Source organism: Umezawaea sp. Da 62-37 (assembly GCF_032460545.1).
Taxonomy (GTDB): domain Bacteria; phylum Actinomycetota; class Actinomycetes; order Mycobacteriales; family Pseudonocardiaceae; genus Umezawaea.
In genome coordinates, this window is record NZ_CP135965.1 from 6047205 (window position 1) to 6072680 (window position 25476).

Genomic DNA, 25476 nt, shown 5'->3' on the forward strand with positions numbered 1-25476 from the left:
ACTCCCGCCCCTACGGGCAGACCGGAAAGCACTGGCGCCATTGGACATCACCACCACGCCCCGCCCTCGCGGCGAGCGACGAACAGTCCGCTGTGGACTCCCGAACAACCACCCGCCCGAGGCCGGAAACCATCGCCCAAGATCACCCACCGAGAACTGTCGTACCCCTTCGGTACGTTTGGATCGGGGGGCCCACCCAGGCGGGGGACTCCTGCTTCGACCACGAGCCACAGAGGTGCCCTCTATATAGAGGACAGCGCATCACGCATTCGCGCGGAAATCCTGGCCGAACGGCACCCCCGCGAACGGCCTCCACATGTGCCCGGAAGGCCCTACGCCTGCCGATGCCGCCGACCTTGCCGCGATTTTCGACGGTGAGCCCGCACACCTGGCCGAGGCCGGTTCGTCGGCCGACTTGAATCTCCGATGGCCGGCGTCTGCGATCGGTGAACATGACCGCCGGGGATCTGCGGGTTGGCGGCGGCTGCTTCGGGCAGCGCTGGGTCGGTTAGCGCCGGATTGAGCGCGGCCGGTTGAGCAGGGCCGGCTTGAGCAGGACGGGCCTCTGCCTGGGTGGGCCCCCGATTTCGAGGTTGCGGCAGGGCTCGACAATTCTGGCTGGCAGAGAGCGCTGGTGACCAGGCTGCGACCGCTGCGTCCAGGCAGCCGCGAGGGCTGGCGCACGGCGAGTCGGAGGTCCCCCGGTTGGGAAAGCCCCCGGATTCGAACCTACGGCAGGGGTACGACAATTCTCGGCGCGGCCGGAGGTTCCGCAGGCCCGGCGGCGAGGTCTGGTCCGCTCATGGGCGGGGTTCCGCGGAACGGATCACTGCGAGGTCTGTGGACCCGCGGCTAGAAGATGCCGGCGAGGTCTGGCCGGCTCATCGGCGGGGTTCTGCGGAATGGATCAGCGCACGGGCGGGGTTCCGCGAAACGGATCACTGCGTGGCCTGCGGCCCCCTGGCCAGAAGATGCCGCCGAGGTCTGGTCGGGGTTCCCCGGAACAGATCACTACGAGGCCTCCGGACCCCCGGCCAGCAGACGCCGGCGAGAGTCGTGAGCCGACCCCTCATCCCCCGGCGAACGGCGGCAGCACGTCCAGCAGTGCCCCGGACCGCACCGGGATCCCGCGATCCCGCACCGCCACCCCGTCCAGCAGGAAGCTCGCCGAGGCGAGCACCCGTGCCAGCGGTTCCCCGTGCCGCTCGTGCACCAGCGTCAGCACGTCGGCCACCGTGGCGCCGCCGGTGAGCGGGATGTTCTCGTCCGGCACGCCCGCGGCCGCGCGGGCCCCCGCGAAGTACCGCACCGTCAGCTCGGGCAACTCATCCTCCGATTGCGCTCATGGGCCGGTCGGGCTGGTGGAAGCCCGCGTCGTTGATGCCGTGCCCGGCGGCTTTGGCCCACATGGTGGCGCGCCACATGTCGGCGATCTCGTCGTCGGACCCGCCCGATCGCAGCGGGGCGCGCAGGTCGGTCTCGGACTGGCTGAACAGGCAGTTGCGGAGCTGGCCGTCGGCGGTGAGCCGGGTGCGGTCGCAGGCTGCGCAGAACGGCCTGGTGACCGAGGCGATGACGCCGACGACGGCGGGACCGCCGTCGACCAGCCAGCGTTCGGCGGGGGCGCCGCCGCGGGCGACCGGTTCGGGGGTCAGGGTGAACCCGGTGCCGAGGGAGGCGAGGATCTCGGCGGCGGTGACCATGCTGGAGCGGTCCCAGCCGTGCTGCGGGTCGAGCGGCATCTGCTCGATGAACCGCAGCTGGTAGCCGTTCTCGACGGCGAACCGGAGCAGCGGGACGGCCTCGTCCTCGTTCACGCCGCGCAGCAGCACCGAGTTGATCTTCACGGGGTCCAGTCCCGCCGCGCGGGCGGCAGCCATGCCCTCGAACACGTCGTGCAGCCGGTCGCGCCTGGTCAGCTCGTGGAACCTGGCGCGGTCCAGGGTGTCCAGGGAGACGTTCACCCTGTTCAGCCCGGCCGCGACCAGGGAGGCGGCGCGCTTGGCGAGCGACAGGCCGTTGGTGGTCATGGAGATCTTCGGACGCGGTCGCAACGCGGCGGTGGCCGTGATCACGTCCTCCAGGCCGCGTCGCAGCAGCGGTTCGCCGCCGGTGAACCGGACGTCGGTGACGCCGAGCCGGGTGACGGCGATGGCGAGCAGGCGGGCGAGCTCCTCGTCACTGAGCACCTCGGGCTGCGGCAGCCAGTCGAGGCCCTCGGCGGGCATGCAGTAGGTGCAGCGCAGGTTGCACCGGTCGGTCAGCGAGACCCTGAGGTCGGTCGCGACCCGACCGAAGCGGTCGACCAGCCCCGGTTGGTCCGGACGCGCCGTCGTGTCCGGTGTGCCCCGCACGACCGGCAACCCGAGTTCGACTGCTGTCACCTCCGCCATGGTAATCCGGAAAGGGTTGTGGATGGCTGCACAAGGCCCGCCTGTGACGCACGCGTTAGTGGTCGTCACCCACAAGGCAGAGGTCGGAGCCCCTTTCTCAGTCGCTAAGATGTTGAACAAGCCAAGAGGAGTGTGGTCATGGCCGAGGTGCCGACGGACGTGCTGGAACGCTTCGCCTGGTACGCGCGCGAGATGAGCGCGCTCACGGTCATGTTCCACAGCAGGGTCGCCGAGCAGATGGGCTTGTCGGCCACCGACGAGAAGTGCCTCGACCTGGCCATGCGCGCCGACGGGCCGCTCACCGCGGGCCGCATCGCCGAGCTGTCCGGCCTGTCCACGGGGGCGGTCACCGGCGTGATCGACCGGCTGGAGCGCGCCGGGTACGTCCGCCGCGTCCGCGACCCGCACGACCGCCGCAAGGTGCTCGTGGAGGTCACGCCGCAGAACTCCGACAAGTTCGCGCACCTCTTCGAGGGGGCGATGGAGACCGTCGAGACGGTCCTCGCCCAGTTCACGCCGGACGAGCGCGAACTGCTGGAGCGGTACAACAAGCTCACCATCGAGGTCTTCCGCGAACGCATGTTCTGACCTGACTAGCCGCTCCCCGCGCTCGGGTGAATCATGTGCCGCATGCCGGAGCGTTGGAACTACCTGATGGACATGGACGGCGTCTTGGTGCACGAGGAGCACCCGATTCCGGGCGCCGGTGAGTTCGTCGCCGAGCTGACCGGCAACGAGATCCCGTTCCTCGTCCTCACCAACAACTCGATCTACACCCCGCGCGACCTGCGGGCCAGGCTGGCGCGCACCGGGCTGGACATGCCCGAGACGGCGATCTGGACGTCGGCGCTGGCCACCGCGAAGTTCCTCGACTCGCAGCGGCCCAACGGGTCCGCGTTCGTGATCGGCGAGGCGGGCCTGACGACCGCGCTGCACGAGATCGGGTACGTGCTGACCGACCGCGACCCGGACTACGTGGTCCTGGGCGAGACCAGGACGTACAGCTTCACCGCGATCACCAAGGCCATCCGGCTGGTCGAGGAGGGGGCGAAGTTCATCGCCACCAACCCCGACGCCACCGGTCCCAGCCGCGAGGGCTCGCTGCCCGCGACCGGAGCCGTGGCCGCGCTGATCGCCCGCGCGACCGGCCGCGAGCCGTACTTCGTGGGCAAGCCCAACCCGTTGATGATGAGGTCCGCGCTGCGCGCGCTGGGCACCCACTCGGCGAACACGCTGATGATCGGCGACCGGATGGACACCGACATCCGGGCGGGCCTGGAGGCGGGCCTCCAGACCATCCTCGTGCTGTCCGGCATCTCCGCGGACTCGACCGCCGAGATGTACCCGTTCCGCCCGACCAGGGTCATCAACTCGATCGCCGAACTCGTCGGCAACTCCGCCGACCCGTTCGCGGACCCGTCCGGGAAGGTGGCGAGCGGGTGATGCCCGCGAGGCCGCGTCGGTAGGTCGGTCACCACTTTCCCGGTATCGGCGACGCGGTCCCCGACACCGGAGGAATCGGGGCCGAACTGCCGACCTCCCGGCGGCCGAGCCGCCGTCTCCGGAGGAGCGGCCGTGAAATTGTCGGTGCCCGTCGCTAGCGTCCTCGGGCATGACGATCGACCACCACGAAGTGCTCGCAAGCTACAGCCGCCGGTTCACCGAGGCGGTGAGCGGGCCGGGCGCGCTGGACGCGGAGGTGCCCAGCTGTCCGGGGTGGACGGTCGGCGACCTCGTCGAGCACCTCGCCGACGTGCAGTCCTGGTGGGAGCTGGTGCTGCGCGCGGGCGGTCCGATGCCGGACGAGGACCTGGCGCGGGTCGCCGCCAAGACCGGGCCCGACCGGGTCGGGGGTTGGCGGGGGATCAACGCCCGGTACCTCGAAGCCCAGCGGACCACGCCTGACGACACGCCGACGTGGACGTGGTGGAACGCAGAGCGGCTGACGACGGCGGGGGTCGTCGCGTGGCGGCAGGCGCACGAGGCCGTCGTGCACGGCTGGGACGCGGAGAACGCGGTCGGCGTCCCCGGCCCGATCGAGCCGGAGGTGGCGGCCGACGGTGTGGAGGAGTTCCTCACCCACTTCCTGCACGGCCCGGAGTGGACGCGCCCGCCGCTCGCCCTCGAACTGCGCGCCACCGACGTGGACCGGGTGTGGGCGGTCGCGACCGAGGGGCGCCAACCCCACGTCGTGCACGCTGGAGCGGTCGGGAACGTGATCAACGGCACTGCCGAGGAGCTGTACCTGGCGCTGTGGCGCAGGGGTGAGCCGACGGTCGCGGTGGGGGACGCGCAGGCGAGCGCGTTCCTCTCGTGGACCGATTTGTCGTAGCCGCGGATCGGACTACCTGATGACGGTCTGATCGACTTTTCGGCGACGACACCGCGCGTCGCCTATCGTCGCCGGTGTGGACACCGACCGGCGAAAGCTCTTCGTGGTCGGCGACGTGCACGGGCACCTCGCTGAGCTCGCCCGTTCCCTGCACATCGCCGACCTTCTCGACTCCGACGGCGACTGGTGCGGTGGGGAGTCGGAGCTCTGGTTCCTCGGTGACTTCGTCGACCGCGGCCCGGACGGCATCGGCGTCATCGAACTGGTGATGCGGCTCTCCGGCGAGGCCGCCGAGGTGGGCGGCAGCGTGAACGCGCTGCTGGGCAACCACGAGGTGCTGCTGCTCGGGATGCACCGCTTCGGCGACCGCACCGTGCCCGGCGCGCCCAGTTCGCGCAGCTTCGAGCGCAGCTGGCTGATGAACGGCGGCCTGCGCAGCGACCAGGACCGGCTGACCGACAAGCACATCGACTGGCTCACCAGCAGGCCCGTCATGACCCTCGTCGACGACCACCTCCTCATGCACTCCGACACGATGGCCTACCTCGAGTACGGCGACACCCTCGACGAGATCAACGACGCCGTCCGCGAGGTCGTGTCCGACAACGACCTGAGCGAGTGGTGGGAGTGCTGGCGCCGGATGACCACCCGCTACGCGTTCCGCGGCACCCACGGCGTGCAGACCGCGGACCAGATGCTCGAACAGCTGGGCGGCAAGGCCGTCGTGCACGGCCACAGCGTCATCGCCGACCAGTTGGGCGTCCTGCCCGAGCAGATCGACGGGCCGCTCCAGTACGCGGACAACCGCGTGCTCGCCATCGACGCGGGCCTGTACAGCGGCGGGCCGTGCCTGGTGGTCGAACTCCCGTACGGCTGACCGGTCACGCCGCCGCCCTGGCCCCGACCGGGGTGTCGCGCACCAGCGCCCAGGTGAGCAGCAGGCCGAGCGCCCAGCACCCCGCGCACAGGGCCACGGCGAGCGGGAGCGAGTCGAACACGGGGAAGGGGATGTCGCGGAGCAGCGGCAGCCTCCCCGAGCCGCCGATCGCGGTGATGGTGGGCGCGACGAGGCCGAGGCCGAGCAGCAGGGAGGCCGCGCCCGCCACCGGAGTGCGGTCGAAGCCGATGCCGACGAGCATCCCGACCGCGGTCCACACGGCGAACACGGCCCAGTAGGCGAGGAAGATCCGCGAGAACTCGGCGCCGGAGTCGAAGTGCGGCTGCGTCGACATCGTCTGCCGCCACCCCATCGCCGTGTACAGCAGGTGCTCCAGCAGGTAGCCGGCGGCGGCCAGCAGGGCGGAGGCGCCGCTGAGCAGGACGGTGAACGCCGCCGCCTGCGCCATGAACTCGGAGCGGGTCCTCCCGTGGGCGATCACGACCACCAGGAGCCGGTGGGTCATGTGCATGCCCAGCACGAACAGCAGCCAGCGCGCGAGCTGCGCCACGGCCAGGTCCCAGCCGCTGACGTCGATGTCCCTGGTGGTCGAGACGCCGAACACGAGCAGGAGGACGAGCACCGCGGCCGCGGCGAAGACGAGGACGGCGAACGGCAGGAGGGTGCGGTTCAGGTACTTCATGACGGGCAGGTTCATCGGCGTGCGCTTCCCGCGGGCTCGGTGAGGTGGACGAACAGGTCGTGCAGGGCGATCGGGCCGAGGTCGAGGCCCGCGCGGGCGGCTTCGGCACGGCGGCCGTCGTCGAGGGTGCCGTGGACCATCGCGGACTTGGTGGGGCCGAGTTCCTTCTGGTCGAGCACGGTCAGGTCCGCCACGAACCGGTCGACGGCCCCGACGGGACCGGTGACGGACGTGCCGCGTGCGCGCACGGCGTCGGTCTCCTCGTGCAGCACGAGCCTGCCGGAATCGATGATCAGGACCTCCTCCAGCAGCGGGGCCAGCTCCTCGATGAGGTGCGTCGAGAGGAGGAAGGTGCGCGGGTGTGCCATGAAGTCGGCCAGCAGCTCGTCGTAGAACGCGAAGCGGGTCGGGGTGTCCATGCCGAGGTGGGCTTCGTCGAACATGGTCAGCGGGGCACGGCCGGCGAGACCGACGACGACGCCGAACGCGGACCGCTGGCCGAGGGACAGCCCGCTGAGCTTCTTGCCCGTCGGCAACCGGAACAGCTCGACCAGCCGCTCCGCGTACCCGGCGTCCCAGGTTTCCCGCAGGTCGCCCGCGTAGCTCAGGGCGTCCTGCACCCGGTCGCCCTTGTCGGCCGGGTCGACGCCGTGCTGGACCAGGCAGACGCGGCTGGTGACGCGGCGGTTCTCGAACACCGGCTGCCCGTCGACCAGCACGGTGCCGCCGGTGGGCTTGCGGAACGAGGCGAGGACCGACATCAGGCTCGACTTGCCCGCGCCGTTGCGGCCGAGCAGCCCGTGCACCTTGTTCTCCGCCAGCGTGAACGACAGGTCGTCGACGGCGGGGACGTCGCCGTAGCGGACGGTGAGGCCCCGGACCTCGACCCTCATCGGTCGCCCTCCAGCTGCTCGATCCGCTTGATCACGTCGGCCAGCGGGATCCCGATGGCCCTCGCCTCCGCCACCATCGGGTCGACGACCTGGCCGAAGAACGCCTCCCGCCCCCGCGTCCGGAGCGCGTCGCGCGCCGTTGGGCTCACGAACATCCCGATCCCCCTCTTCTTGTAGAGCACGTCCTCGTCGACGAGCTGCTGGAAGGCCTTCGCCGCGGTCGCCGGGTTGATCCGGTAGAAGGCCGCGTACTGGTTGGTGGACATGACCTGCTGGTCCGCCTCCAACGTCCCGGCCAGCACGTCGGCCTTGATCCGGTCGGCGATCTGCCGGTAGATCGGGCTCCGGTCGTCGAACATCGGCACTTCCTTGGTTCGTTACTTGAGTAACGAACCGTAGCACCGATGAGGCTGCTTTCGTCAAGTCCACGTGCGAAGGTGTGCACGCGCCACAACGTCCGTCGCGGGAGGTCAGCGTGTCCACGGTCAGCTACTCGTCCGGTACTTCCACCGTCCCCCTGCTCGGCGACACCATCGGCGCGAACTTCGACCGCGCCGTCGAGCGCTTCGGCGACCGCGAGGCGCTGGTCGAGTGCGAGACCGGCCGCCGCTGGACGTACCGCGAGCTGGGCGTCGAGGTCGACGCGCTCGCCGCGGGGCTGCTCGCGTCCGGGGTGCGGGTGGGCGACCGGGTCGGGATCTGGGCGCCGAACCGCGCCGAGTGGGTGCTCGTCCAGTACGCCACGGCCAAGATCGGCGCGATCATGGTCAACGTCAACCCGGCCTACCGCGTGCACGAGCTGGAGTACGTGCTCAACCAGTCCGGGGTGCGCACGCTGATCGCCGCGCGCGACTTCAAGACCTCCGACTACGCGGGCATGATCGAGCAGGTCCGGCCGAAGTGCTCCGGCCTCCAGCAGGTCGTGCTGCTCGGGAGTCCGGAGTGGACGGACCTGCTGGCCACCACCGAACGGCCGGAGCTGCCGGGGCTCTCGGCGGACGACCCGATCAACGTGCAGTACACGTCGGGCACGACCGGGTTCCCGAAGGGCGCGACCCTGTCGCACCACAACATCCTCAACAACGGCTTCTTCGTCGGCGAGCTGGTCGGCTACTCCGAGCAGGACCGGATCTGCATCCCGGTGCCCTTCTACCACTGCTTCGGCATGGTCATGGGCAACCTCGCGGCCACCTCGCACGGCGCGTGCATGGTCATCCCCGCGCAGGGCTTCGCGCCCGCCGCGACGTTGCGCGCGGTCGCCGAGGAGCGCTGCACCTCGCTCTACGGCGTGCCGACGATGTTCATCGCGGAGCTGGCCGAACCGGACTTCGACTCCTACGACCTGTCGTCGCTGCGCACCGGGATCATGGCCGGGTCACCGTGCCCGGTGGAGGTGATGAAGCAGGTCATCGACCGGATGGGCATGAGCGAGGTGTCCATCTGCTACGGCATGACCGAGACGTCGCCGGTCTCCACGCAGACCCGCGTCGACGACTCCCTGGACCGCCGCGTGTCCACCGTCGGCAGGGTCGGGCCGCACCTGGAGGTCAAGGTCGTCGACCCCGTGGACGGCCGGACCGTGCCGCGCGGCACACCCGGCGAGCTGTGCACCCGCGGCTACTCGGTGATGCTCGGGTACTGGGAGCAGCCGGACAAGACCGCCGAGGCGATCGACTCCGCGCGCTGGATGCACACCGGCGACCTCGCGGTCATGGACGACGACGACTACGTCAACATCACCGGCCGCATCAAGGACATGGTGATCCGCGGCGGCGAGAACGTGTACCCGCGCGAGATCGAGGAGTTCCTCTACACGCACCCGGACGTCCTGGACGCGCAGGTGATCGGCGTTCCCGACGCCCGCTACGGCGAGGAGCTGATGGCGTGGATCCGGCTGCGGCCCGATGCCGCGCCCATCACCGCGGAGGCGTTGCGCGAGTTCTGCGCCGGGAAGCTCGCCCACTACAAGATCCCGCGGTACGTGCACGTGGTCGACGAGTTCCCCATGACCGTCACCGGCAAGGTCCGCAAGATCCAGATGCGCGAGGAGGCGGTGACGATCCTGGGGCTCTAGAGGCTGGTGTCGATCGCGAAGTCGACGCTCGCCCCACCGGTCCCCGAACCGCTCGTGGTGACGTCCAGGGTGCCCGCGACCGAGGTGTCCTCGACGAACCCGACCAGCAACTCCGGCCACGACTCCTCGGGTACGACGACGTCGGGGATCGTGCACCGCATGCCCTCGTCGTCCGCTTCGCAGTCCCACGCGTCGTCCTCGCGGTTGACCAGGTGCAGGCTTTCCGTGGGCACCCGCAGGACGACCTCCAGCGGCTCCACCGTGGTCGACTCGCCGGTGTTGGTCACGGTCACGACGACCGACAGGTCGCCATGCACCCGGAAGGCCCCGATGTCCGACACCCCGACGTACTGGCCGGGGCTCAGGTCCACGTCCAGCGGCTGGTCGCCCGGATCGGGGCTGCCGGAGTCGGGAGCAGCCGACGTGCCCGGTTCCCGCGCGGTCGTCGGGGAGGTGCACGCCGTGATCCCCGCGCCGACCAGCAAGACCGCGACCGCCAACGCGATTCCCCTGTCGATGAACGGGGTAAGCGCTTTCTCATGCCCGATGTCCGTCATGTCCTGAAGGACGCCCGGAGGTCGGTTCTGTTGCCCGGATCACGGATCTAGGTGTAGGTCGCCACGGTGATGATCGCTTCCGCGGCGCCGTCGCCCGGCCCGCTCGCCGTCACCGCGATGGTGCCCCGCCGGACCTCGCCCATCGGCGAGAACTCGACCGCCAGCGGCGGCCACGCCTCCTTCGGCTCCACCACGTCGGAACTGGTGCAGGTCAAGCCCGCATCGCTCGGTTCGCACACCCAGCGGGGGCCGTCGGTGCCGTGGACCGCCAGTTCGGCGCGGTCGAAGGCCACGGAGACCCGCAGCGGGACCGTGGTCGTCGACTCGGCCCAGGAGGTCACCGACACGAAGGCCTCGAAGGGCATGGCGTGGTCCCACCACGACCCGTCCTGGTCGATCTGGACGTACTGGGACGGAGTCAGGTCCACCCTCAGCGATCCGCTCTCGGGCGGCTGGGGTTCCTCGTGCCGCGGTCGCACGTCCGGGATGGCGGTGGGTGGAGCGGGAGAGGGCGTCGAGGGCACCGAGGGCACTGCGGCGGGCGGGCCTTCCGCCGTCGGCCCGGTCGGGCGCAGCACGACGACGCCCACGGCCAAGCCCAGCACCGCGGCCGCGGCGGCCAGCCGGACGATCCGCTTGCGCCGCTTGAGGACGAGCTCGTTCTCAGCCATGGACGCGGGACCTCCGGCGGGTCGGATCCGCTGCCCTGGAACGGATCGGGCTCATCCGGCATACCGGATGGGCAGTTCGGCGAACGCCGTGCCGGGCCAGAGCGTGCGGACGTGGACGACTTCGGTCCGGTCCCCGGCGTCGGGGAGCTTGCGGAAGGTGATCACCAGTTCCGGCCACGGTTCGTCCGGGCCGAAGGAGCCGAGGAGGCCGCAGGCCACCGACGACAGGTTGTCCGCGCAGGACCACTCGTCGCCCCGGCAACCGCCCAGCGCCAGGTGTTCCGGCAGATCCACGATCAGCGTGCCCCGTCCCACCCCGGTCCGCTCGTCCGGACCGCTCACCGCGACGGTCACCTCGAAGTCCTCGCCCGGCACTCCCCGCGGACCGCCGACGACCTCGCCCAGGCCGCGACCGGGGACCAGGTCGACGCGCATCCCCGACTTCGTGGGCGGCACGGTCGTCGTGGGCAGCACGAATGGCGTCGTGGACGGTGGCAGCTCGAGCGAGGTGGTCCAGGATGGCGGTGGCACGTATTCCAATCGAGGCAAACCGGCCATCACCAAGAGCACCGCGACCGATCCCAGCAGTGCCGCCAAGAACCTCTTCCGCCACATGCTTCCCCCTGGAGGGGAGACGCGTGGAGGCCCGATCGGTTGCTACGGCAGCGGGACGATGACCTTGCCCAGCGGCACGAGCGACACCGGGATCAGCTTGAAGTTCGCGATGCCGAGCGGGATGCCGATGATCGTCACGCACAGGGCGATGCCGGTGACGACGTGGCCGATGGCGAGCCAGATGCCGGCGACGACGATCCAGATGACGTTGCCGATCAACGAGGCCGTGCCCGCGGTCGGTCGGTCGACGACGGTGCGGCCGAACGGCCACAGGGCGTAGTTGGCGATCCGGAACGACGCGAGGCCCCACGGGATGGTGATGATCAGAATGCAGCAGATCACACCGGCGATCGCGTACCCCACGGCCATCCAGAATCCGCAGAGCACGAGCCAGATCACGTTCAGGATGAGGCGCATGCTCCGATCTTGCCTGATTAGGCTGCGGTGTTGTGAGCAACCTGGTGCGTTGGGGCGTAGTCGCCCCCGGTGGTATCGCCGACGTCGTCACGTCGGACCTGGTGCGGGTGCGGGGCGCCGAGGTGGTGGCCGTGTCGTCGCGGGCGCTGCCCCGCGCGCAGGCGTTCGCCGCGAAGCACGGCATCCCGCGCGCGTACGGCGCGACGGCCGACCTGCTGGCCGATCCCGAGGTGGACGTGGTCTACGTGGCCACGCCGCACGCGCAGCACCACGAGGTCGTGCGGGAGGCGCTGCTGGCGGGCAAGCACGTGCTGTGCGAGAAGCCGTTCACGCTGACCGTGGCGGACGCGCGGGAGCTGGCCGACCTGGCGAAGGAGCGCGGCCTGTTCCTCATGGAGGCGATGTGGACGCGGTTCAACCCGCTGGTCCGCCGCATCCGGGAGCTGATCGCCGAGGGCGCGATCGGTGACGTGCGGGCGGTGCACGCCGACTTCGGCTTCACCGCCGACTACGACCCGGAGCACCGGCTGTGGGATCCGGCGCTGGGCGGCGGCGCGCTGATGGACCTCGGCGTGTACCCGGTGTCGTTCGCGCACATGGTGCTCGGCGAGCCGGAGTCGGTCACCGTGCACGGGTCGCTCGCGCCGACGGGTGTGGACGCCGACGCGGCCCTGCTGCTCGCCTACCCCGGCGGCGCGCACGCGCTGCTCACCTGTTCGCTGATCAGCACACCGGAGGTGCGCGCGACGATCGTCGGCAGCGGCGGCCGGATCGAGGTGCCCGAGCCGTTCTTCAACCCGGCGGCGATCGTGGTGAACGGCGTGGAGGAACGCGCCGAGCTGGACGGCAACGGGTACACCCCGCAGCTCGCGGAGGTGACCCAGCGGATCGCCAACGGGTACACCGAGAGCCCGGAGATGCCGCTCGACGACACCGTCGCCGTGCTGCGCACGCTGACCACCGCGCTGGCGGCGCTGGGCGTGGACTACGCGAAGGTCAGGTAGACCAGCGCGAGGTCGAGGACGATCACGGCCGCCGACACGGCACCGGCCGCGACGGTGGTGCCGACCCGGTTGGCGGCCGTGCCCATGACCGACCGGCTGGCGGTCAGCGGCACGAGCGCGAACGGGATGCCGAGTGGCAGCGACATCCCGGTGACCAGGCCGAGTTTGGCCGACAGGTACCGCACCAGGCCCGCCAGCACGTTCGCGACGACCAGGACCCGCACCGGCAGGTACCCGTACCGGGCGGCCCATCGCGGTGCTCGTGGCGACGTTGCCGGGATGGCCGCCACGAACGCGGGCCCCAAGAGCGCTGTGCCGCCCGACGCGGGCGACCTCCGTGCGGATGGCGACCACGGGCCGACCTCCTCGACGCGTTGTCGCCACATCATGGCGACAAGACCGGTCGGGGTGTCGGTCAGCCCTCCTCGGGCAGGACCGCCCGCGCGACCGCCAGCATGGCCTCGACGGCCTGCTCCGGCGGCGCGCTCGGCATCAGCAGGTGGCTCAGCACCAGCCGCACGATCGTCTCGGCGGCCAGGCGGAGCCGCTCGGCGGGCAGGTCGGGCCACCGCCGCCGCAGGTGCTCCGCGACGATCGCGACCGCCGGGAGCAGCACCGGCAGGCCCCTGGTCGTCAGGAACGGCAGCAGGTCCTCGGCGTCCGCACCGGTCACCACGGAGGTGATCAGCCGGTCCTTCGAGGCCTGCTCCAGCATGAACGCGAGCGCGTCCCGCATCCCGTCGAACGGCCGGTCGGCCCCGCCCAGCCGCTGCTCGACCCCCACCAGGTACTCCGCGGTCCGGTGCACGGCGACCGCCTGGACGAGCCCGGCCTTGTTGCCGAACTCGTTGTAGACGGTCTGCCTGCTCACCCCGGTGCGGCTCGCCACGTCCGCCATCCGCAGCCCCGCGAAACCGCGCGCGGCCAGCAGGTCCGCCGCGACGACCAGCAGGCCGTCGCGCAGGGGCGTGCCCAGGCGTTCGCAGGCGGGGGTGACTCGACTCACGACTTGACCTTCGCACATCGGGGAGCGCTGCCCATCACCTGGACGGGGGACCCCGTTCCGGCGGGCCGTCGTACAGTGGCCAGGTGCCGCTGACCGTGGGATTCGACCTGGACATGACCCTCATCGACCCCCGACCCGGCATGGCCGCCGTGATGGACGCGGTCGCCGCGGAGACCGGCTACCCGCTCGACGGCGCGGCCTTCGCCGCCCACCTCGGCCCGCCGCTGGACATGGTCTACCGCGAGTCCGGGGTGCCCGAGGAGGAGATCCCGGACCTGATCGCCCGGTTCCGCGCCCTCTACCCCGACGTCGTCATCCCCTCCACGGTCGAGCTGCCCGGCGCGGCGCAATCGCTTGCCGCGGTCCGCGAACTGGGCGGCGACGTCGTGGTCGTCACCGGCAAGTACCGCCAGAACGCGGCGCTGCACCTGGCCGCGTTCGGCTGGGAGGTCGACCACCTCGTCGGCGGCGTCTGGTCCACCGGGAAGGCCGAAGCTCTCCTGCTGCACGGCGCCTCGGTCTACGTGGGCGACCACGTCGGCGACGTCCGCGGCGCCAAGGCCGCCGGAGCCGAGGCGGTCGGCGTCGTCACCGGACCGTGCAGCGCGCGTGAGCTGGAGGACGAGGGCGCGGACCTCGTGCTGCCCGACCTGACCGGGTTCCCGGACTGGCTGCGGGCCAACGCCGACCGGCTCAGCGCTTCCGCGTCCGGGAGTTCCGCACCGCGCTGACCACGCCGAGCCCCAGCCCGACCGGGGTCAGCAGCCACGCGGCGAGGTTGAGCCAGATCGGCAGGTTCGACGCGCCCGTCGCGAACAGCGCGAACACCACGACGATCGCCACGAGGCCAAGCGCGAACAAGCCCAGAGCCAGCGGCATCAGCTTCGGAGCGGTCATGGCGACGAGGGTAGTCGCGCAATCGGAGGTGCCCGCGCCCTGGTCTTCTGGCTACTCTGGGGGAACGCGTCCTGGGTACGCCCGGGGCGCTTCGTCGTGTCAAAGCAAGGGAATGGTGAGGGCAGTGCCGACCGGCAAGGTCAAGTGGTACGACACGGAGAAGGGCTTCGGCTTCGTCACCCAGGACGGCGGCGAGGACGTTTACGTGCGGAAGTCCGCGCTACCTCCGGGCGTCGAGGGCTTGAAGGCCGGCCAGCGCATCGAGTTCGGGATGGCGGAGGGGCGGCGCGGGCCGCAGGCGCTGTCGGTGCGGCTCGTCGACCCGGCGCCCTCGGTGGCGGAGGCGCGGCGGAGGCCCGCGGAGGAGCTGCACGGGCTGGTCGAGGACATGATCAAGCTGCTGGAGACGAAGATCCAGCCGGACCTGCGGCGGGACCGGTACCCGGACCGGAAGACGACGAAGCTGGTGGCCGAGGTGGTCCGGGCGGTGGCTCGGGAGCTGGATCCGTAGGGGTTCGGCGGCGGCCGCGCCCGATCAGCTCTTCGCGCGGTCGTCCACCGACAGCACCCAGGTGCCCCTCGCGACGAACTGGATCTGACCGGTCTCGTCGATCTGCACGCGCTTGCCGAACTGCTGGACCTCGACGCTCTCCAGCTGGTCGTCGGGGCCCGGCAGTCGGAGGGTGTAGGCGTACTGGGGTTCGGCGTTGGTGAAGAGCTTGCTGCGCAAGGGTTCCTGCTGTTCCCCGCGCGCGTTGCGGTAGGTGAACTTCACCGACCACGCCGAGTCGGCGATGTCGCCGCCCACGGAGATCTGCACCGGCTTGCCCGGCGGCACGCGCAGCACGCCCGCTGCCCTCGTGTCGATGGCGCAGTCCTCCGACTCCAGGTCGCAGTACTGGGTGGGCGGGACGTTGACGGTCCTGCCCGACGAGTAGAACGTGACCTCGGGTGGCGGGGGTGCGGAGCACCCGGCCGCCAGGAGCAGGGCGGTACTGGCCAGCACGGTCTTGACTCGGCGCACGTCGGGCGACTTTACGCAGCTACCCGATGGGCTTGGTGGGGTGCACCGCGTTCGGGTGCTCGGGGCGGTCGCCGCCGAGGCCGGGGATCAGGGAGGTGCCGCGCAGGCACATGACCGTCTGGGCGAGGCCCGCGGCCAGCAGGACCGACAGGACGGTGAAGCCGATCCAGTAGGTGGCGGGCAGCAGGACGCCCAGCGCGCCGCCGAAGACCCAGGTGAGCTGGAGGATGGTCTCCGAGCGGCCGAAGGCGGAGGCGCGGGACTCCTCGGGGAGGTCGGCCTGGATGACGGCGTCGAGGCTGATCTTCGCCAGACCGCTGGCGGTGGCGCCGACGAGGCCGACGACGGCCGCGGTCGCGAGGCCGGGCAGCACGGCGGCGAGGACGGCGACGGCGAGGCCCGCGCCGAGGCAGAGGACGACGACCTGGTCGGGGTTGCCGAAGTGCAGGCGGGCGCCGACGGCGTTGCCGAGGAAGCTGCCGATGCCCGCCGCGGCGGCGATCACGCCGAGGAGCAGGAGCTGCTTGCCCGCGTCGCCCTCGGTCTGGGCGCGCACGACGAACGCGGCGAACAGGGTGAGGAAACCGGTGAGCATGCGGATGCTGCCGTTGCCCCACAGCGACACCACGACGTGGCGGCCCAACGGCTGGCGCTTCGGCTTGGACGGGTTGGCGCCCAACGAGGTGGGCACCTCGCCCTCGGTGACCTCGACCCGCGCGGGGATGCGCAGGCACAGCCAGCCGTTGGCCAGGCTCAGCGCGGCGGTGAACCAGAGCGCGCCCGGTGAGTCGAAGAGCTGGGCGAACCCGGCCGCGACCGCGCCGAACACACCACCCGCGGCCAGGCCGAAGACGGTCATGCGGGCGTTGGTCTTGGACAGCGTGATCTCCGGCGGCAGCACCCTGGGGGTGATCGCGGACTTGAGCACGGTGAACGACTTGGACAGCACCATGCTGCCCAGCGCCGCCGGGTACAGGCCCCAGTCGTCGAAGTGCAGCGCCATGACGATCGACAGGAACACCCGCAGCACGCACGCGGCCGCCAGCGCGATCCGCCTGCCGCGCTGGATGCGGTCCAGCGCCGGGCCGATCACCGGGGCGATCAGCGCGAACGGGGCGACGGTGATCAGCAGGTAGAGGGCGACCTTGCCCTGGCTCTCGCCGGTGGCGGCGGAGAAGAACAGGGTGTTCGCCAGCGCCACGGCCATGGCGGCGTCGGCCGCGTAGTTGAGCATCACCGCGTAGGTGAGCGCGGTCAGACCGGACTTCTGGGCGCCGTCGGCGTGCGCGGCCCTCCGGAACGCGGACACGGCCCGCTGCCCGATCTGCCTGCCGCGGAACACCGCGACCCTGGTCACGGTCAGCTTCTTCGGCAGCGTCGGCGTGGTCGCCTGCTCGGACGCCGGCACGTCGTCGCCGCGCTGCCCCGTCCGGTCCGGCCTCGGCCGGTCGCGCTCCGGCGGCTCACCGGTCGGGTACGGGCGGGTCGGGCGCACGCGGGAGGGGCGTTCGAAGTCGAAGCGCGCCTCGGGAGCCTGCCGGGGGCGGTAGTCGTCGTCCTCCCACGGGTACCGCTTCGGCGGTTCCTGCGGTGGCTGCTGCTGCTGGGGTGGCGTCCGGCGCGGGGGCTCCTGGCGCGGGGGTTCCCGGCGCGGCGGAGGGGCCTGCTGGGGCGGTGGGCCCGGAGGCCACTGGGAGATGCCCTGGGTCTGCTCCGGCTCCCGGCGGGACTTGCGGCCGCCGCTCCAGCCGCGCCGGGCACGCGGGGTGCCGTGCGGGTCGTCCGAACCGGGGCGCGTCACTCCCCAATCCTGCCTCACGAGAGCGCGCGCCGTGCGCGAACGAGCCCAGGTCGGGGTGTGAATCACCCGCTCCGGGTCACCCCGTGAACCGCACCCGGAACACGCTGGGCCAGTTCTTGCCCGTCACCAGGAACTCGTCGGTGCCCGGCACGGCCGCGATCCCGTTCAGCACGTCGCTCTTCGGCACGCCCTCCGGCCGCAGCGCGCTCGCGTCGAAGGTCGCGGTGACCTTCCCGCTGGCGGGGTCGATCCGGACGATCTTGTCGGTCTGCCACACGTTGGCCCACACGGCGTCGCCGACGCACTCCAGCTCGTTGATCATCTCCAGCGGCCTGCCGTCCTCGGTGACGGAGACCTCGCCGGTCTTGGCGAAGCTCGCCGGGTCGCGGAACGCCAGCTTCGCGCTGCCGTCGCTCATGACCAGGCGCTCGCCGTCGTGGCAGAGGCCCCAGCCCTCGCCGTTGTACGTGGTGCGCTTCACCTCGGCGAACGACGCGCGGTCCCGCAGGATCGCCAGGCCGTTGCGGTAGGTGATCTGCCAGATCCGGTCCCCGACGACCGTGATGCCCTCGCCGAACAGGTCGGGGGCGAGGTCGATCTCCTGCTCGACGGCACCGGTGGCGGGGTCGACCCGGCGCAGCTGGGACTCGCCCTCCAGGCCGGTTCCCTCGTAGAGGTCGCCGTCGACCAGTTCCAGGCCCTCGGTGAACGCGCCGGTGTCGTGCGGCGTCGTGGCCAGCACCTCGACCTTCGGGGGTGTGCCCGACGGGCTTCCGGAGGTCCCTCCGGAGGGGGTCGGCGGGGCCGTGCACGCGCCGACAAGGACCAATCCGGCCAACACCACGAGCCTCCGCACGTCCAGAAGGGTGACACGTGTGCACGCGGCTGTGTAGTCGTGCGGCACAATTCACCCGTGACCCCAACGCCCACTCAGCAGCCGCAGCCGGTGCTCGCCGATTCCGAAGCCGTCGAACTCGCCCGCGCCGCCGCGCAGGAGGAAGCCGGGTCGGAACGCATCGGTGCGCACGTCGGTGTGCTCGGTGAGGACGAGGTCTCGGTCACCCACCTCTTCGAGGCCAACCACGCCGGCTACCACGGCTGGAACTGGGCCGTCACGGTCGCGTTCGCCGGGCAGGGCACGCCGCTCTCGGTGAGCGAGGTCGTGCTGCTGCCCGGCAACGAGGCGCTGGTCGCGCCGGACTGGGTGCCGTGGGACCAGCGGGTCCGCGCGGGCGACCTCGGTGTGGGCGACCTCATGCCGACCAGGCAGGACGACCCGAGGCTCGTGCCGGGGTACCTGGAGTCCGAGGACCCGGCGATCGAGGAGATCTCGCGGGAGATCGGCCTCGGCCGGGTGCGCGTGCTGGGCCGCAACGGCAGGCTCGACGCCGCCGACCGCTGGCACGGTGGCGACTTCGGCCCGCTGAGCGACATGGCCCGCAGCGCGCCCGCCACGTGCGGCTCCTGCGGCTTCTACCTCCAGGTCAAGGGCTCGCTCGGCGCCGCGTTCGGCGTGTGCGCGAACGAGCTGACGCCTGCCGACGGCCGCGTGGTGCACGTGGAGTACGGCTGCGGCGCGCACTCCGAGGTCGAGATCGACATGAGCGTGGGCATCCCGGTGTCGGACGTCGTCTACGACGACGCCCAGCTCGACGTGGAGCCCAACGAGACCAACGAGCAGTGAGCCAGGACCCCTTCGGTACCGAGGCGCTGCGCGACTCGGTGCTCGCCGCGTGGCGCGGTTCGCCGACCAGGTTCCGCGAGGACGCCAACGCCGAGGAGGACCTGCGCCTCGGCGGCTACCGCGACCGGCTGCTCGTCGAGCTGGCGCAGAACGCCTCCGACGCCGCCGGTGTGGAACTCGGCACGCTGCGACTGTCCGTTGTGGACGGTGAGCTGCGCGCGGCGAACACCGGCGTGCCGCTGGACGCCGCCGGTGTGACGGCGCTCGCGTCGCTGCGCGCGTCGACCAAGAACAGCGGCACCATCGGCCAGTTCGGCGTCGGCTTCGCGGCCGTGCTGGCGGTGTCCGACGAGCCGAGGGTGGTGTCGACGACCGGCGCGGTCGCGTTCTCCGCCGAGCGCACCCGCGCCGCGACGCCCGAGCTGGCCGAGCAGCGCGGTGGCGACGTGCCCGTGCTGCGGCTGGTGTGGCCGAGCGACGAGACCGACGTGCCCGAGGGGTTCGCCACCGAGGTCCGGCTGCCGCTGAAGGTGGACGGCGCCGCGCTGCTGGCGGAGTTCGCCGACCAGGCGGGCGACCTGCTGCTGGCGCTGCCCGGCCTGCGCCGCATCGAGGTCGCGGACCGGGTGTGGACGCGCGAGGACGTCAGCGACGACGTCGTCGTCCTGCACGGCCCGGACTCCGCGACCCGCTGGATCCTGCACCGCGTCTCCGGAGAACTGCCCGCGGAGCTGGTGGCCGGTGTCGAGACCCGGCCGCAGTGGGCGATCTGCTGGGCGTGGCCGTCCGACGGCGTGCTGACCGACGAGGTGCTGCACGCGCCCACCCCCACCGACGAACGCCTGTCGCTGCCCGCGCGGCTGCTGGCCACGCTGCCGGTCGAGCCGTCGCGCAGGCGCGTGCAGCCCGGCGCGGCCGTGGACACCGTGCTGGCCGAGGCCGCCGCGCACTACCCGGCGCTGGTCGCGAAGTTGCCCGCCGTGCAGCGCACCGCGCTGGTCCCGCTGCCCGGCTTCCCGCTGTCCGAAGTGGACGGTGTGCTGCGCGACGGTGTGCTGAAGGCGTTGCGCACGGCCGAATGGCTGCCGCTGGCCAGCGGCGAGTGGGCCTCGCCCGCGAAGGCGAAGGTGCTCGACGCGGGCTCCGAGGAACTGGTCGAGCTGCTGGAGGACGTGATCCCCGGCCTGCTCGACGCGGAGCTGACGCTGCCGGAGCACGCGAAGGCGCTGGCGGCGCTGGAGGTCCGCAGGCTGGGCATGCGCGAAGTGGTCGACGCGCTGGCGGGCCTGGGCGGCGACCCGGACTGGTGGCGGCGCCTCTACGCCGAACTGGACCCGATCGCGGAGGTCGACTCGACGGCCCGCGAGGAGCTGGGCGGCCTGCCGGTCCCGCTGGCCGACGGCCGGATCGTCACGAGCCCGCGCGGCGTGCTGCTGCTGGAGACCGACCAGGAAACCCTCGACCTGCTGGCCGGGGTCGACGTGTCCGGGCTGCGGATCGCGCACCCCGAGGCCGTGCACCCGCTGCTGGTCCGCCTCGGCGCGGTCGAGGCCGGGCCGGTCGAGCTGCTCGACTCCGACGCCATCCGCGAGGCCGTGCACCGCAGCGCCGACGAGATCGACGCGGGCATGGACGGGCACGACCTCGTGCGCGCCGTGCTGCGGCTGGTGGACCGGTCGGGGATGCGTGCCGGGGATCGGCCGTGGCTGGCGGAGCTGGTGCTGCCGGACGCCTCCGGGGAGTGGCGGCGGGCCGACGAGCTGGTGCTGCCGGACTCGGCGCTGCTGGACGTGCTGGAGTCGGACGCGCCGATCGGGGTGCTGGACAAGAAGACGGCCGAGGCGTGGCCGCGGTCGGTGCTGACGGCGATCGGTGTGATCGACGGGTTCACGGTCGTGGTGGACGACGATCCGACCGAGCCCGACCACGACCTGGCCGACGAGGGGTACTGGTGGGCGGCGGCCGCGGAGCCGCCTCGGCGGGTGGTCGGGATCCGGGACCTGGACCTGGTGTCGCGTGACGCCTGGCCCGCGGCGTTGAGGATGTTGGCGGCCGACCCGGTGGCGTGGCGGGCGGTGCAGGAGCCGGACGGGTACACCGGGTGGTGGCTGTCGCAGTACGCGACGCTGGAGGGCGTGCCGCTGTGCGACTGGCGGCTGGCTTCGGCGGAGTCGCTGGCGGGGTTGTACGACGTGGTGCCCGAGGTGGGGCTGCCGGAGCACGTGCTGGTCGCGGTCGGGGTGCGGACCGAACTGGACGTGCGCGGGGATGACGACGTGCGGGACCTGCTCCGGCGGCTGGGGGATCCGGAGCGGACGCCTGCCGACGCGCTGGTGTTCAAGGCGCACGCGGCGTTGGCCGAGGTGGCGCACCTGCTGGATTCCGGGGGGATCAGTCCGCCGGATCGGGTGCGGGTGCTGACGGGGGCCGCTGCGGCCGCTGATGACGTGGTGGTGCTGGACCTGCCCTGGTTGCTCGGGGTGCTGCCGCCGGAGGGGGTGCTGGCGGCGGACGGCGGGGCCGAGGCGTTGGCCGAGCTGCTGGCGCTGCCGTTGGCGTCGGAGGAGGTCGCGGGGGTGGTGACCGGCGAGGGCGATGAGGTGGCGTGGCACGAGCTGGGCGCGGTGCGGCTGGCGTGCGACCTGCTCGGCGTGGACCTGCCCGACGGCTCCGTCGTGGTGCACGACGAGCTGCGGGTGGCCGTGGACGGTGCTGAGCACGAGGTCGCCTGGTGGGTCGTCGACGGCGTCGCGCACGCCGTGGACACCCCGGAGGGACTTGCCCGCGCCTTGGCGTGGACCAGCGGCCGATGGGTGGACCGGCACACCTTCGCCGCCCTGATCACCGACCCGACCCCGATCACCCTGCTGGGGTAGCTACTGCGTGCCGGTTTGTGCGCCTCGGGAGCCGCGGCGGGCGGCTCGGCGTTGCCAGGTGAACACGCCGTAGCCCATGACGCCCAGGACCGCGCCGGTGAAGCTGGCCCAGGTCCAGACGGCGTCGTCGGGGTCGATGATGAGGAAGACCACGAAGGCGATCGTCCACAGCGCGGTGCCGCCCACGATCGCCGGCACCGGGTCGGACAGGCGGCGGGGTAGTGGGGGAGGACTCGGCAGCGAGTCGTGTTCGGACTGTTCGGCCACGTCAGGCAGGCTACCTCCCGGAAACAAGGATCGGGCACGCTGATCGCGCACCGGTCCGGGTACCGATTGGGGTAGAGATGGCCATTGAGCAGACGACGCCGGCCTCGGCGACGCCGCCTTCGAAGCTGGACGGGTTCTTCAAGATCTCCGAACGGGGGTCCACGGTCGCGCGGGAGTTGCGGGGTGGGCTGGTCACGTTCGTGACGATGGCGTACATCGTGGTGCTGAACCCGTTGATCCTGGGCAGTTTCGCGCCCGACGACGCGGGGGCGAAGAAGGACGTGCTCGGGGCGATCCTGCCGGTGTCGCAGGTGGCGGCGGTGACGGCGCTGGTCGCGGGTGTGATGACGATCCTGTTCGGGCTGGTCGCGAACCTGCCGTTCGCGATGGCGACGGGGCTGGGGATCAACACGTTCGTGGCGGTGACGATCGTGCCGCAGATGACCTGGCCGGAAGCCATGGGGCTGGTGCTGGTGAACGGGCTCGTCGTGCTGCTGCTGGTGGTGACCGGGGTGCGGCAGGCGGTGTTCAACGCGGTGCCGAACGAGCTGAAGGCCGCCATCGCGGTGGGCATCGGCCTGTTCATCTGCTTCATCGGCCTGGTCGACGCGGGGTTCGTGCGCAGGCTGCCGGACGCGGCGGGGACCACGGTGCCGGTCGGGCTCGGGATCAACGGGTCGATCGCGTCGTGGCCGACGCTGGTGTTCGTGGTCGGGCTGCTCGTCACCGGCATCCTGTTCGCCCGCAAGGTGAAGGGCGCGATCCTGATCGGCGTCCTGTCGGCGACCGTGCTGTCCATCGTGATCGAGGCGATCGTGCACGCGGGACCGTCCAAGGGCGTGAACCCGCTGGGCTGGAACCTCGGCTACCCAGCGCTGCCCAGCGAGGTCTTCAGCCTGCCGGACCTGTCGCTCGTCGGCGACGTGTCGTTCGGCGCGTGGACCAGGATCCCGGCGATCACCGCCGCACTGCTGGTGTTCACGTTGGTGCTGACCGACTTCTTCGACACCGTCGGCACGATGACCGGGCTGGGCAAGGAAGCGAACCTGATCGACGCGGAGGGGCAGCTGCCGAGCGTCAACAAGGCGCTGTTCGTCGACGGTCTCGGCGCGGTGGCGGGCGGTGCGGCGTCGTCCTCGTCGAACACCGTCTACATCGAGTCCGCGTCCGGCATCGCCGAGGGCGCCCGGACCGGGCTGGCGAACGTGGTGACGGGGCTGCTGTTCATCGCCGCGATGTTCCTGACGCCGCTCTACGAGGTCGTGCCGGTCGAGGCCGCCGCGCCCGCGCTGGTGGTGGTCGGGGCCCTGATGATGATGCAGGTCAAGGAGATCGACTTCGGCGACTTCTCGATCGCGCTGCCCGCGTTCCTCACCATCGTGGTGATGCCGTTCACGTACTCCATCGCCAACGGCATCGGCGCGGGCTTCGTCAGCTACGTCCTCCTGAGGGCGCTGACCGGGCGTGCGCGCAGCGTGCACCCGCTGATGTGGGTGGTCGCCGCGGCGTTCACCGTCTACTTCGCCATCAGACCGATCCGCGCCGCGTTCGGGGCCTGATGTCCGATTCGGTCACACGGGCGGAACGGGGAGCGAGATCGTGAGGTATGCTAACTACGTGGCGGACACCGCGGGTGAGCAGGGACTGGCGAGCAGGCTTCGGCTCGCCGTGGTCCGGCTGAACCGCAGGCTCCGCGCCCAGCGCACCAACTCGTCGATCTCGCTGACCCAGGTGTCCGCGCTGTCCACGCTGCACAAGTGCGGACCGCTGACCCCCGGTGAGCTGGCCGCCAAGGAAGGCGTCCAGCCGCCGTCGATGACCAGGGTGATCGCGGCGCTGGAGGAGTTCGGCTACGCGACGCGCAGGCCCCACCCGACCGACGGCCGCCAGGCCATCGTGCAGCTCAGCGAGTCGGGTCTCGCGTTCGTGAACGAAGAGGTCGGCGCCAGGGAAGCCTGGCTCGACAAGCGGTTGGCCGAGCTGACGTCGGAAGAGCGGGAAATCCTCTCCCGCTCGGCGGAGATCATCGACAGGATGGCGGGGCAGTAACGGGTGCCGGCTTACGCGGGTGGTGGCGAATCGGATCGGGTCGATCGGGACGTCGCGCTACCCCCGCCCAAGCGCAGCACCATGTTCGGCTCCCTGAAGGTCCGCAACTACCGCTACTACGCCTCCGGCCAGGTCGTTTCCCTGATCGGCGTGTGGATGCAGCGCGTCGCGCAGGACTGGCTGGTGCTCGAACTGTCCCACGGCAGCGCCGTCGCGCTCGGCATCGCGGCGGCCCTGCAGTTCGCCCCCACGCTGGTGTTCTCCCTCTACGCGGGTGTGCTCGCCGACCGGATGGACAAGCGCAGGCTCCTGCTGGTGCTGGAAAGCGGCCTCGCGCTGTGCGCGCTGACGTTGGGACTGCTGGACGTCACGGGGCTCGCGCAGCTCTGGCACGTGTACCTGCTGTGCCTGCTGCTCGGCTGCGTGTCCGCGGTGGAGACCCCCGTGCGGCAGTCGTTCGTGATCGAGATGGTCGGCCGCGACCAGCTGCCGAACGCGGTCGCGCTCAACTCGATGACGTTCAACCTGGCCCGCATGGTCGGCCCCGCGGTGGCGGGCGTCGGCATCACGATCATCGGCACCGGCTGGATGTTCCTGATCAACGCGGCGTCGTTCGTCGCGGTGATCGGCGGCCTGCTGCTGATGGACGTCGCCCAGCTGCGCCGCTCCGACCCGGTGCCCCGCGAGCGCGGCCAGCTGGTCGAGGGGCTGCGGTACGTGAAGGGCCGCCCGGACCTGGTGATCCTGCTGTCGCTGGTCTTCTTCATCTCCACGTTCGGCCTGAACTTCTTCCTCACGCTCGCCGTCATGGCGCGCAACGTGTTCGGCGGCAACGCGGACGCCTACGGCCTGCTGACGACGATGCTGGCCGTCGGCACGCTCGCGGGCGCCACGCTGGCGGCCAAGCGCAGCACGCGCGGGAAGCCCCGGCTGGGGCTGCTGATCGGCGGCGCGCTGGCGTTCGGCTTCCTGGAGGTCGCGGCGGGTCTGATGCCGAACCTGATCACCGTCGGCCTGGTGCTGATCCCCGTCGGCATCGCGATGATGACCTTCACGACCACGGCCAACGCCACCGTGCAGATGTCCGTCGCGCCCGCCATGCGCGGCCGCGTGATGGGCCTCTACATGCTTGTGTTCCTCGGCGGCACCCCGCTGGGCGGCCCGGTGATGGGCTGGCTGGCCGAGCAGTACACCGGTCGCGCCCCGCTCGTGGCCGGCGGCGTCATCTCCGTCGTCACGGCGCTGGTCGGCTACGTCGTGCTGATCCGCCGCGGTGGCCTGGTGCTGCCGAGGTTCCCGGTCCGCGCCCGCCGGGCGTAACCCCTCGAGCAAGGCT

29 protein-coding genes are annotated in these 25476 nt (G+C 71.4%); 13 read left to right on the forward strand and 16 right to left on the reverse strand.

The genetic code is table 11. The annotated features are described in order from the left end of the window. Positions 1-1069 precede the first annotated feature (1069 nt). The gene (locus RM788_RS27785; protein ID WP_315920447.1) at positions 1070-1324 is read right to left on the reverse strand and encodes a MoaD/ThiS family protein; all 255 of its coding nucleotides are present in this window, start codon (positions 1322-1324) and stop codon (positions 1070-1072) included. 1 nt (position 1325) lies between these two features. Continuing rightward, positions 1326-2384: a GTP 3',8-cyclase MoaA gene (gene moaA / locus RM788_RS27790; protein WP_399340257.1), complete on the reverse strand. Its 1059-nt coding sequence runs from the start codon at positions 2382-2384 to the stop codon at positions 1326-1328. A gap of 147 nt (positions 2385-2531) precedes the next feature. Here moaA and RM788_RS27795 point away from each other — a divergent pair, with 147 nt between their 5' ends. The 4 genes from RM788_RS27795 to RM788_RS27810 all read left to right on the forward strand — a co-directional run bounded on the left by RM788_RS27795 (position 2532) and on the right by RM788_RS27810 (position 5602). Next, the gene (locus tag RM788_RS27795; RefSeq protein WP_315920449.1) at positions 2532-2981 is read left to right on the forward strand and encodes a MarR family winged helix-turn-helix transcriptional regulator; all 450 of its coding nucleotides are present in this window, start codon (positions 2532-2534) and stop codon (positions 2979-2981) included. A gap of 42 nt (positions 2982-3023) precedes the next feature. Further along, positions 3024-3836 carry an HAD-IIA family hydrolase gene (locus RM788_RS27800; RefSeq protein WP_315920451.1) on the forward strand — a complete coding sequence of 271 codons (813 nt, stop codon included), beginning with the start codon at positions 3024-3026 and terminating at the stop codon, positions 3834-3836. 169 nt (positions 3837-4005) lie between these two features. Then, on the forward strand, positions 4006-4725 hold the full coding sequence (locus RM788_RS27805) for a maleylpyruvate isomerase family mycothiol-dependent enzyme (RefSeq protein WP_315920453.1): 720 nt from the start codon (positions 4006-4008) through the stop codon (positions 4723-4725). A gap of 76 nt (positions 4726-4801) precedes the next feature. Beyond that, a complete protein-coding gene (locus RM788_RS27810) occupies positions 4802-5602 on the forward strand; it encodes a metallophosphoesterase family protein (RefSeq protein ID WP_315920455.1) in 801 nt (266 codons plus the stop codon). 4 nt (positions 5603-5606) lie between these two features. Here RM788_RS27810 and RM788_RS27815 read toward each other — a convergent pair whose 3' ends face one another. Genes RM788_RS27815 through RM788_RS27825 form a run of 3 tightly spaced genes read right to left on the reverse strand, consistent with a single transcriptional unit; the run spans position 5607 to position 7557 of the window. Then, entirely contained in the window at positions 5607-6305 is a 699-nt protein-coding gene (locus RM788_RS27815) for a hypothetical protein (protein ID WP_315920457.1), read from the reverse strand. 11 nt (positions 6306-6316) lie between these two features. Continuing rightward, on the reverse strand, positions 6317-7198 hold the full coding sequence (locus tag RM788_RS27820) for an ATP-binding cassette domain-containing protein (RefSeq protein ID WP_315920459.1): 882 nt from the start codon (positions 7196-7198) through the stop codon (positions 6317-6319). Then, a complete protein-coding gene (locus RM788_RS27825) occupies positions 7195-7557 on the reverse strand; it encodes a GntR family transcriptional regulator (RefSeq protein ID WP_315920461.1) in 363 nt (120 codons plus the stop codon). The genes RM788_RS27820 and RM788_RS27825 overlap by 4 nt, the downstream gene beginning before the upstream one ends. A gap of 116 nt (positions 7558-7673) precedes the next feature. Here RM788_RS27825 and RM788_RS27830 point away from each other — a divergent pair, with 116 nt between their 5' ends. Continuing rightward, positions 7674-9272, forward strand: a complete 1599-nt coding sequence (locus tag RM788_RS27830; protein ID WP_315920463.1) for an AMP-binding protein — start codon at positions 7674-7676, stop codon at positions 9270-9272. On the opposite strand, the gene RM788_RS27835 is transcribed toward RM788_RS27830, so the two are convergent. The 4 genes from RM788_RS27835 to RM788_RS27850 all read right to left on the reverse strand — a co-directional run bounded on the left by RM788_RS27835 (position 9269) and on the right by RM788_RS27850 (position 11532). Next, positions 9269-9829 carry a hypothetical protein gene (locus RM788_RS27835; RefSeq protein ID WP_315920465.1) on the reverse strand — a complete coding sequence of 187 codons (561 nt, stop codon included), beginning with the start codon at positions 9827-9829 and terminating at the stop codon, positions 9269-9271. The two genes, RM788_RS27830 and RM788_RS27835, sit on opposite strands and share 4 nt — an antisense overlap. A gap of 47 nt (positions 9830-9876) precedes the next feature. After that, the gene (locus tag RM788_RS27840; RefSeq protein WP_315920467.1) at positions 9877-10500 is read right to left on the reverse strand and encodes a hypothetical protein; all 624 of its coding nucleotides are present in this window, start codon (positions 10498-10500) and stop codon (positions 9877-9879) included. A 51-nt stretch (positions 10501-10551) separates the two neighbouring features. After that, a complete protein-coding gene (locus RM788_RS27845; RefSeq protein ID WP_315920469.1) occupies positions 10552-11031 on the reverse strand; it encodes a hypothetical protein in 480 nt (159 codons plus the stop codon). Positions 11032-11157: 126 nt separating this feature from the next. Further along, entirely contained in the window at positions 11158-11532 is a 375-nt protein-coding gene (locus RM788_RS27850) for a YccF domain-containing protein (protein ID WP_315920471.1), read from the reverse strand. A gap of 32 nt (positions 11533-11564) precedes the next feature. Here RM788_RS27850 and RM788_RS27855 point away from each other — a divergent pair, with 32 nt between their 5' ends. Continuing rightward, positions 11565-12536: a Gfo/Idh/MocA family protein gene (locus RM788_RS27855; protein WP_315920473.1), complete on the forward strand. Its 972-nt coding sequence runs from the start codon at positions 11565-11567 to the stop codon at positions 12534-12536. Here the strand turns inward: RM788_RS27855 and RM788_RS27860 are convergent. Next, positions 12518-12925, reverse strand: a complete 408-nt coding sequence (locus RM788_RS27860) for a hypothetical protein (protein WP_315920475.1) — start codon at positions 12923-12925, stop codon at positions 12518-12520. The two genes, RM788_RS27855 and RM788_RS27860, sit on opposite strands and share 19 nt — an antisense overlap. Before the next feature lie 26 nt (positions 12926-12951). Beyond that, positions 12952-13542, reverse strand: coding sequence for a TetR/AcrR family transcriptional regulator (locus tag RM788_RS27865; protein ID WP_315920477.1), 591 nt, complete (start codon positions 13540-13542; stop codon positions 12952-12954). A gap of 83 nt (positions 13543-13625) precedes the next feature. Here RM788_RS27865 and RM788_RS27870 point away from each other — a divergent pair, with 83 nt between their 5' ends. Beyond that, positions 13626-14273, forward strand: coding sequence for an HAD family hydrolase (locus tag RM788_RS27870; protein WP_315920479.1), 648 nt, complete (start codon positions 13626-13628; stop codon positions 14271-14273). On the opposite strand, the gene RM788_RS27875 is transcribed toward RM788_RS27870, so the two are convergent. Continuing rightward, positions 14236-14439, reverse strand: coding sequence for a hypothetical protein (locus RM788_RS27875; protein ID WP_315920481.1), 204 nt, complete (start codon positions 14437-14439; stop codon positions 14236-14238). The genes RM788_RS27870 and RM788_RS27875 overlap by 38 nt on opposite strands. A 124-nt stretch (positions 14440-14563) precedes the next feature. On the opposite strand from RM788_RS27875, the gene RM788_RS27880 reads away from it, so the two are divergent. After that, entirely contained in the window at positions 14564-14950 is a 387-nt protein-coding gene (locus tag RM788_RS27880) for a cold-shock protein (RefSeq protein ID WP_315934784.1), read from the forward strand. 24 nt (positions 14951-14974) lie between these two features. Here RM788_RS27880 and RM788_RS27885 read toward each other — a convergent pair whose 3' ends face one another. The 3 genes from RM788_RS27885 to RM788_RS27895 all read right to left on the reverse strand — a co-directional run bounded on the left by RM788_RS27885 (position 14975) and on the right by RM788_RS27895 (position 18120). Then, entirely contained in the window at positions 14975-15463 is a 489-nt protein-coding gene (locus tag RM788_RS27885) for a DUF2771 family protein (RefSeq protein ID WP_315920483.1), read from the reverse strand. A gap of 19 nt (positions 15464-15482) precedes the next feature. Continuing rightward, complete coding sequence (locus RM788_RS27890; protein WP_315920485.1) at positions 15483-17264, reverse strand: MFS transporter; 1782 nt, start codon at positions 17262-17264, stop codon at positions 15483-15485. Positions 17265-17340: 76 nt separating this feature from the next. Beyond that, a complete protein-coding gene (locus RM788_RS27895) occupies positions 17341-18120 on the reverse strand; it encodes a glutaminyl-peptide cyclotransferase (RefSeq protein ID WP_315920487.1) in 780 nt (259 codons plus the stop codon). A 57-nt stretch (positions 18121-18177) separates the two neighbouring features. On the opposite strand from RM788_RS27895, the gene RM788_RS27900 reads away from it, so the two are divergent. Both RM788_RS27900 and RM788_RS27905 read left to right on the forward strand, forming a co-directional pair. Then, entirely contained in the window at positions 18178-18948 is a 771-nt protein-coding gene (locus RM788_RS27900) for a DUF3027 domain-containing protein (protein WP_315920489.1), read from the forward strand. After that, entirely contained in the window at positions 18945-21824 is a 2880-nt protein-coding gene (locus tag RM788_RS27905; protein WP_315920491.1) for a sacsin N-terminal ATP-binding-like domain-containing protein, read from the forward strand. Before RM788_RS27900 ends, RM788_RS27905 begins: the two co-directional genes overlap by 4 nt. On the opposite strand, the gene RM788_RS27910 is transcribed toward RM788_RS27905, so the two are convergent. After that, positions 21825-22091 (reverse strand): DUF2530 domain-containing protein, encoded by a 267-nt coding sequence (locus RM788_RS27910; protein WP_315920493.1) that lies wholly within the window; start codon positions 22089-22091, stop codon positions 21825-21827. 77 nt (positions 22092-22168) lie between these two features. Here RM788_RS27910 and RM788_RS27915 point away from each other — a divergent pair, with 77 nt between their 5' ends. The 3 genes from RM788_RS27915 (at position 22169) to RM788_RS27925 (ending at position 25460) form a co-directional block, all read left to right on the forward strand. Then, complete coding sequence (locus RM788_RS27915) at positions 22169-23650, forward strand: NCS2 family permease (protein WP_315920495.1); 1482 nt, start codon at positions 22169-22171, stop codon at positions 23648-23650. A 40-nt stretch (positions 23651-23690) separates the two neighbouring features. Continuing rightward, entirely contained in the window at positions 23691-24140 is a 450-nt protein-coding gene (locus tag RM788_RS27920) for a MarR family winged helix-turn-helix transcriptional regulator (protein WP_315920497.1), read from the forward strand. Between the two features lie 81 nt (positions 24141-24221). Continuing rightward, positions 24222-25460 (forward strand): MFS transporter, encoded by a 1239-nt coding sequence (locus RM788_RS27925; RefSeq protein ID WP_315920499.1) that lies wholly within the window; start codon positions 24222-24224, stop codon positions 25458-25460. Positions 25461-25476 lie beyond the last annotated feature (16 nt).

Bases quoted from the DNA above. Each gene is read 5' to 3' on its own strand.
- RM788_RS27795 (WP_315920449.1), top strand. From the start codon at position 2,532: ATGGCCGAGGTGCCGACGGACGTGCTGGAACGCTTCGCCTGGTACGCG.
- RM788_RS27800 (WP_315920451.1), top strand. From the start codon at position 3,024: ATGCCGGAGCGTTGGAACTACCTGATGGACATGGACGGCGTCTTGGTG.
- RM788_RS27805 (WP_315920453.1), top strand. From the start codon at position 4,006: ATGACGATCGACCACCACGAAGTGCTCGCAAGCTACAGCCGCCGGTTC.
- RM788_RS27815 (WP_315920457.1), bottom strand. From the start codon at position 6,305: ATGAAGTACCTGAACCGCACCCTCCTGCCGTTCGCCGTCCTCGTCTTC.
- RM788_RS27820 (WP_315920459.1), bottom strand. From the start codon at position 7,198: ATGAGGGTCGAGGTCCGGGGCCTCACCGTCCGCTACGGCGACGTCCCC.
- RM788_RS27825 (WP_315920461.1), bottom strand. From the start codon at position 7,557: ATGTTCGACGACCGGAGCCCGATCTACCGGCAGATCGCCGACCGGATC.
- RM788_RS27835 (WP_315920465.1), bottom strand. From the start codon at position 9,829: ATGACGGACATCGGGCATGAGAAAGCGCTTACCCCGTTCATCGACAGG.
- RM788_RS27840 (WP_315920467.1), bottom strand. From the start codon at position 10,500: ATGGCTGAGAACGAGCTCGTCCTCAAGCGGCGCAAGCGGATCGTCCGG.
- RM788_RS27850 (WP_315920471.1), bottom strand. From the start codon at position 11,532: ATGCGCCTCATCCTGAACGTGATCTGGCTCGTGCTCTGCGGATTCTGG.
- RM788_RS27860 (WP_315920475.1), bottom strand. From the start codon at position 12,925: ATGATGTGGCGACAACGCGTCGAGGAGGTCGGCCCGTGGTCGCCATCC.
- RM788_RS27875 (WP_315920481.1), bottom strand. From the start codon at position 14,439: ATGACCGCTCCGAAGCTGATGCCGCTGGCTCTGGGCTTGTTCGCGCTT.
- RM788_RS27915 (WP_315920495.1), top strand. From the start codon at position 22,169: ATGGCCATTGAGCAGACGACGCCGGCCTCGGCGACGCCGCCTTCGAAG.
- RM788_RS27925 (WP_315920499.1), top strand. From the start codon at position 24,222: ATGTTCGGCTCCCTGAAGGTCCGCAACTACCGCTACTACGCCTCCGGC.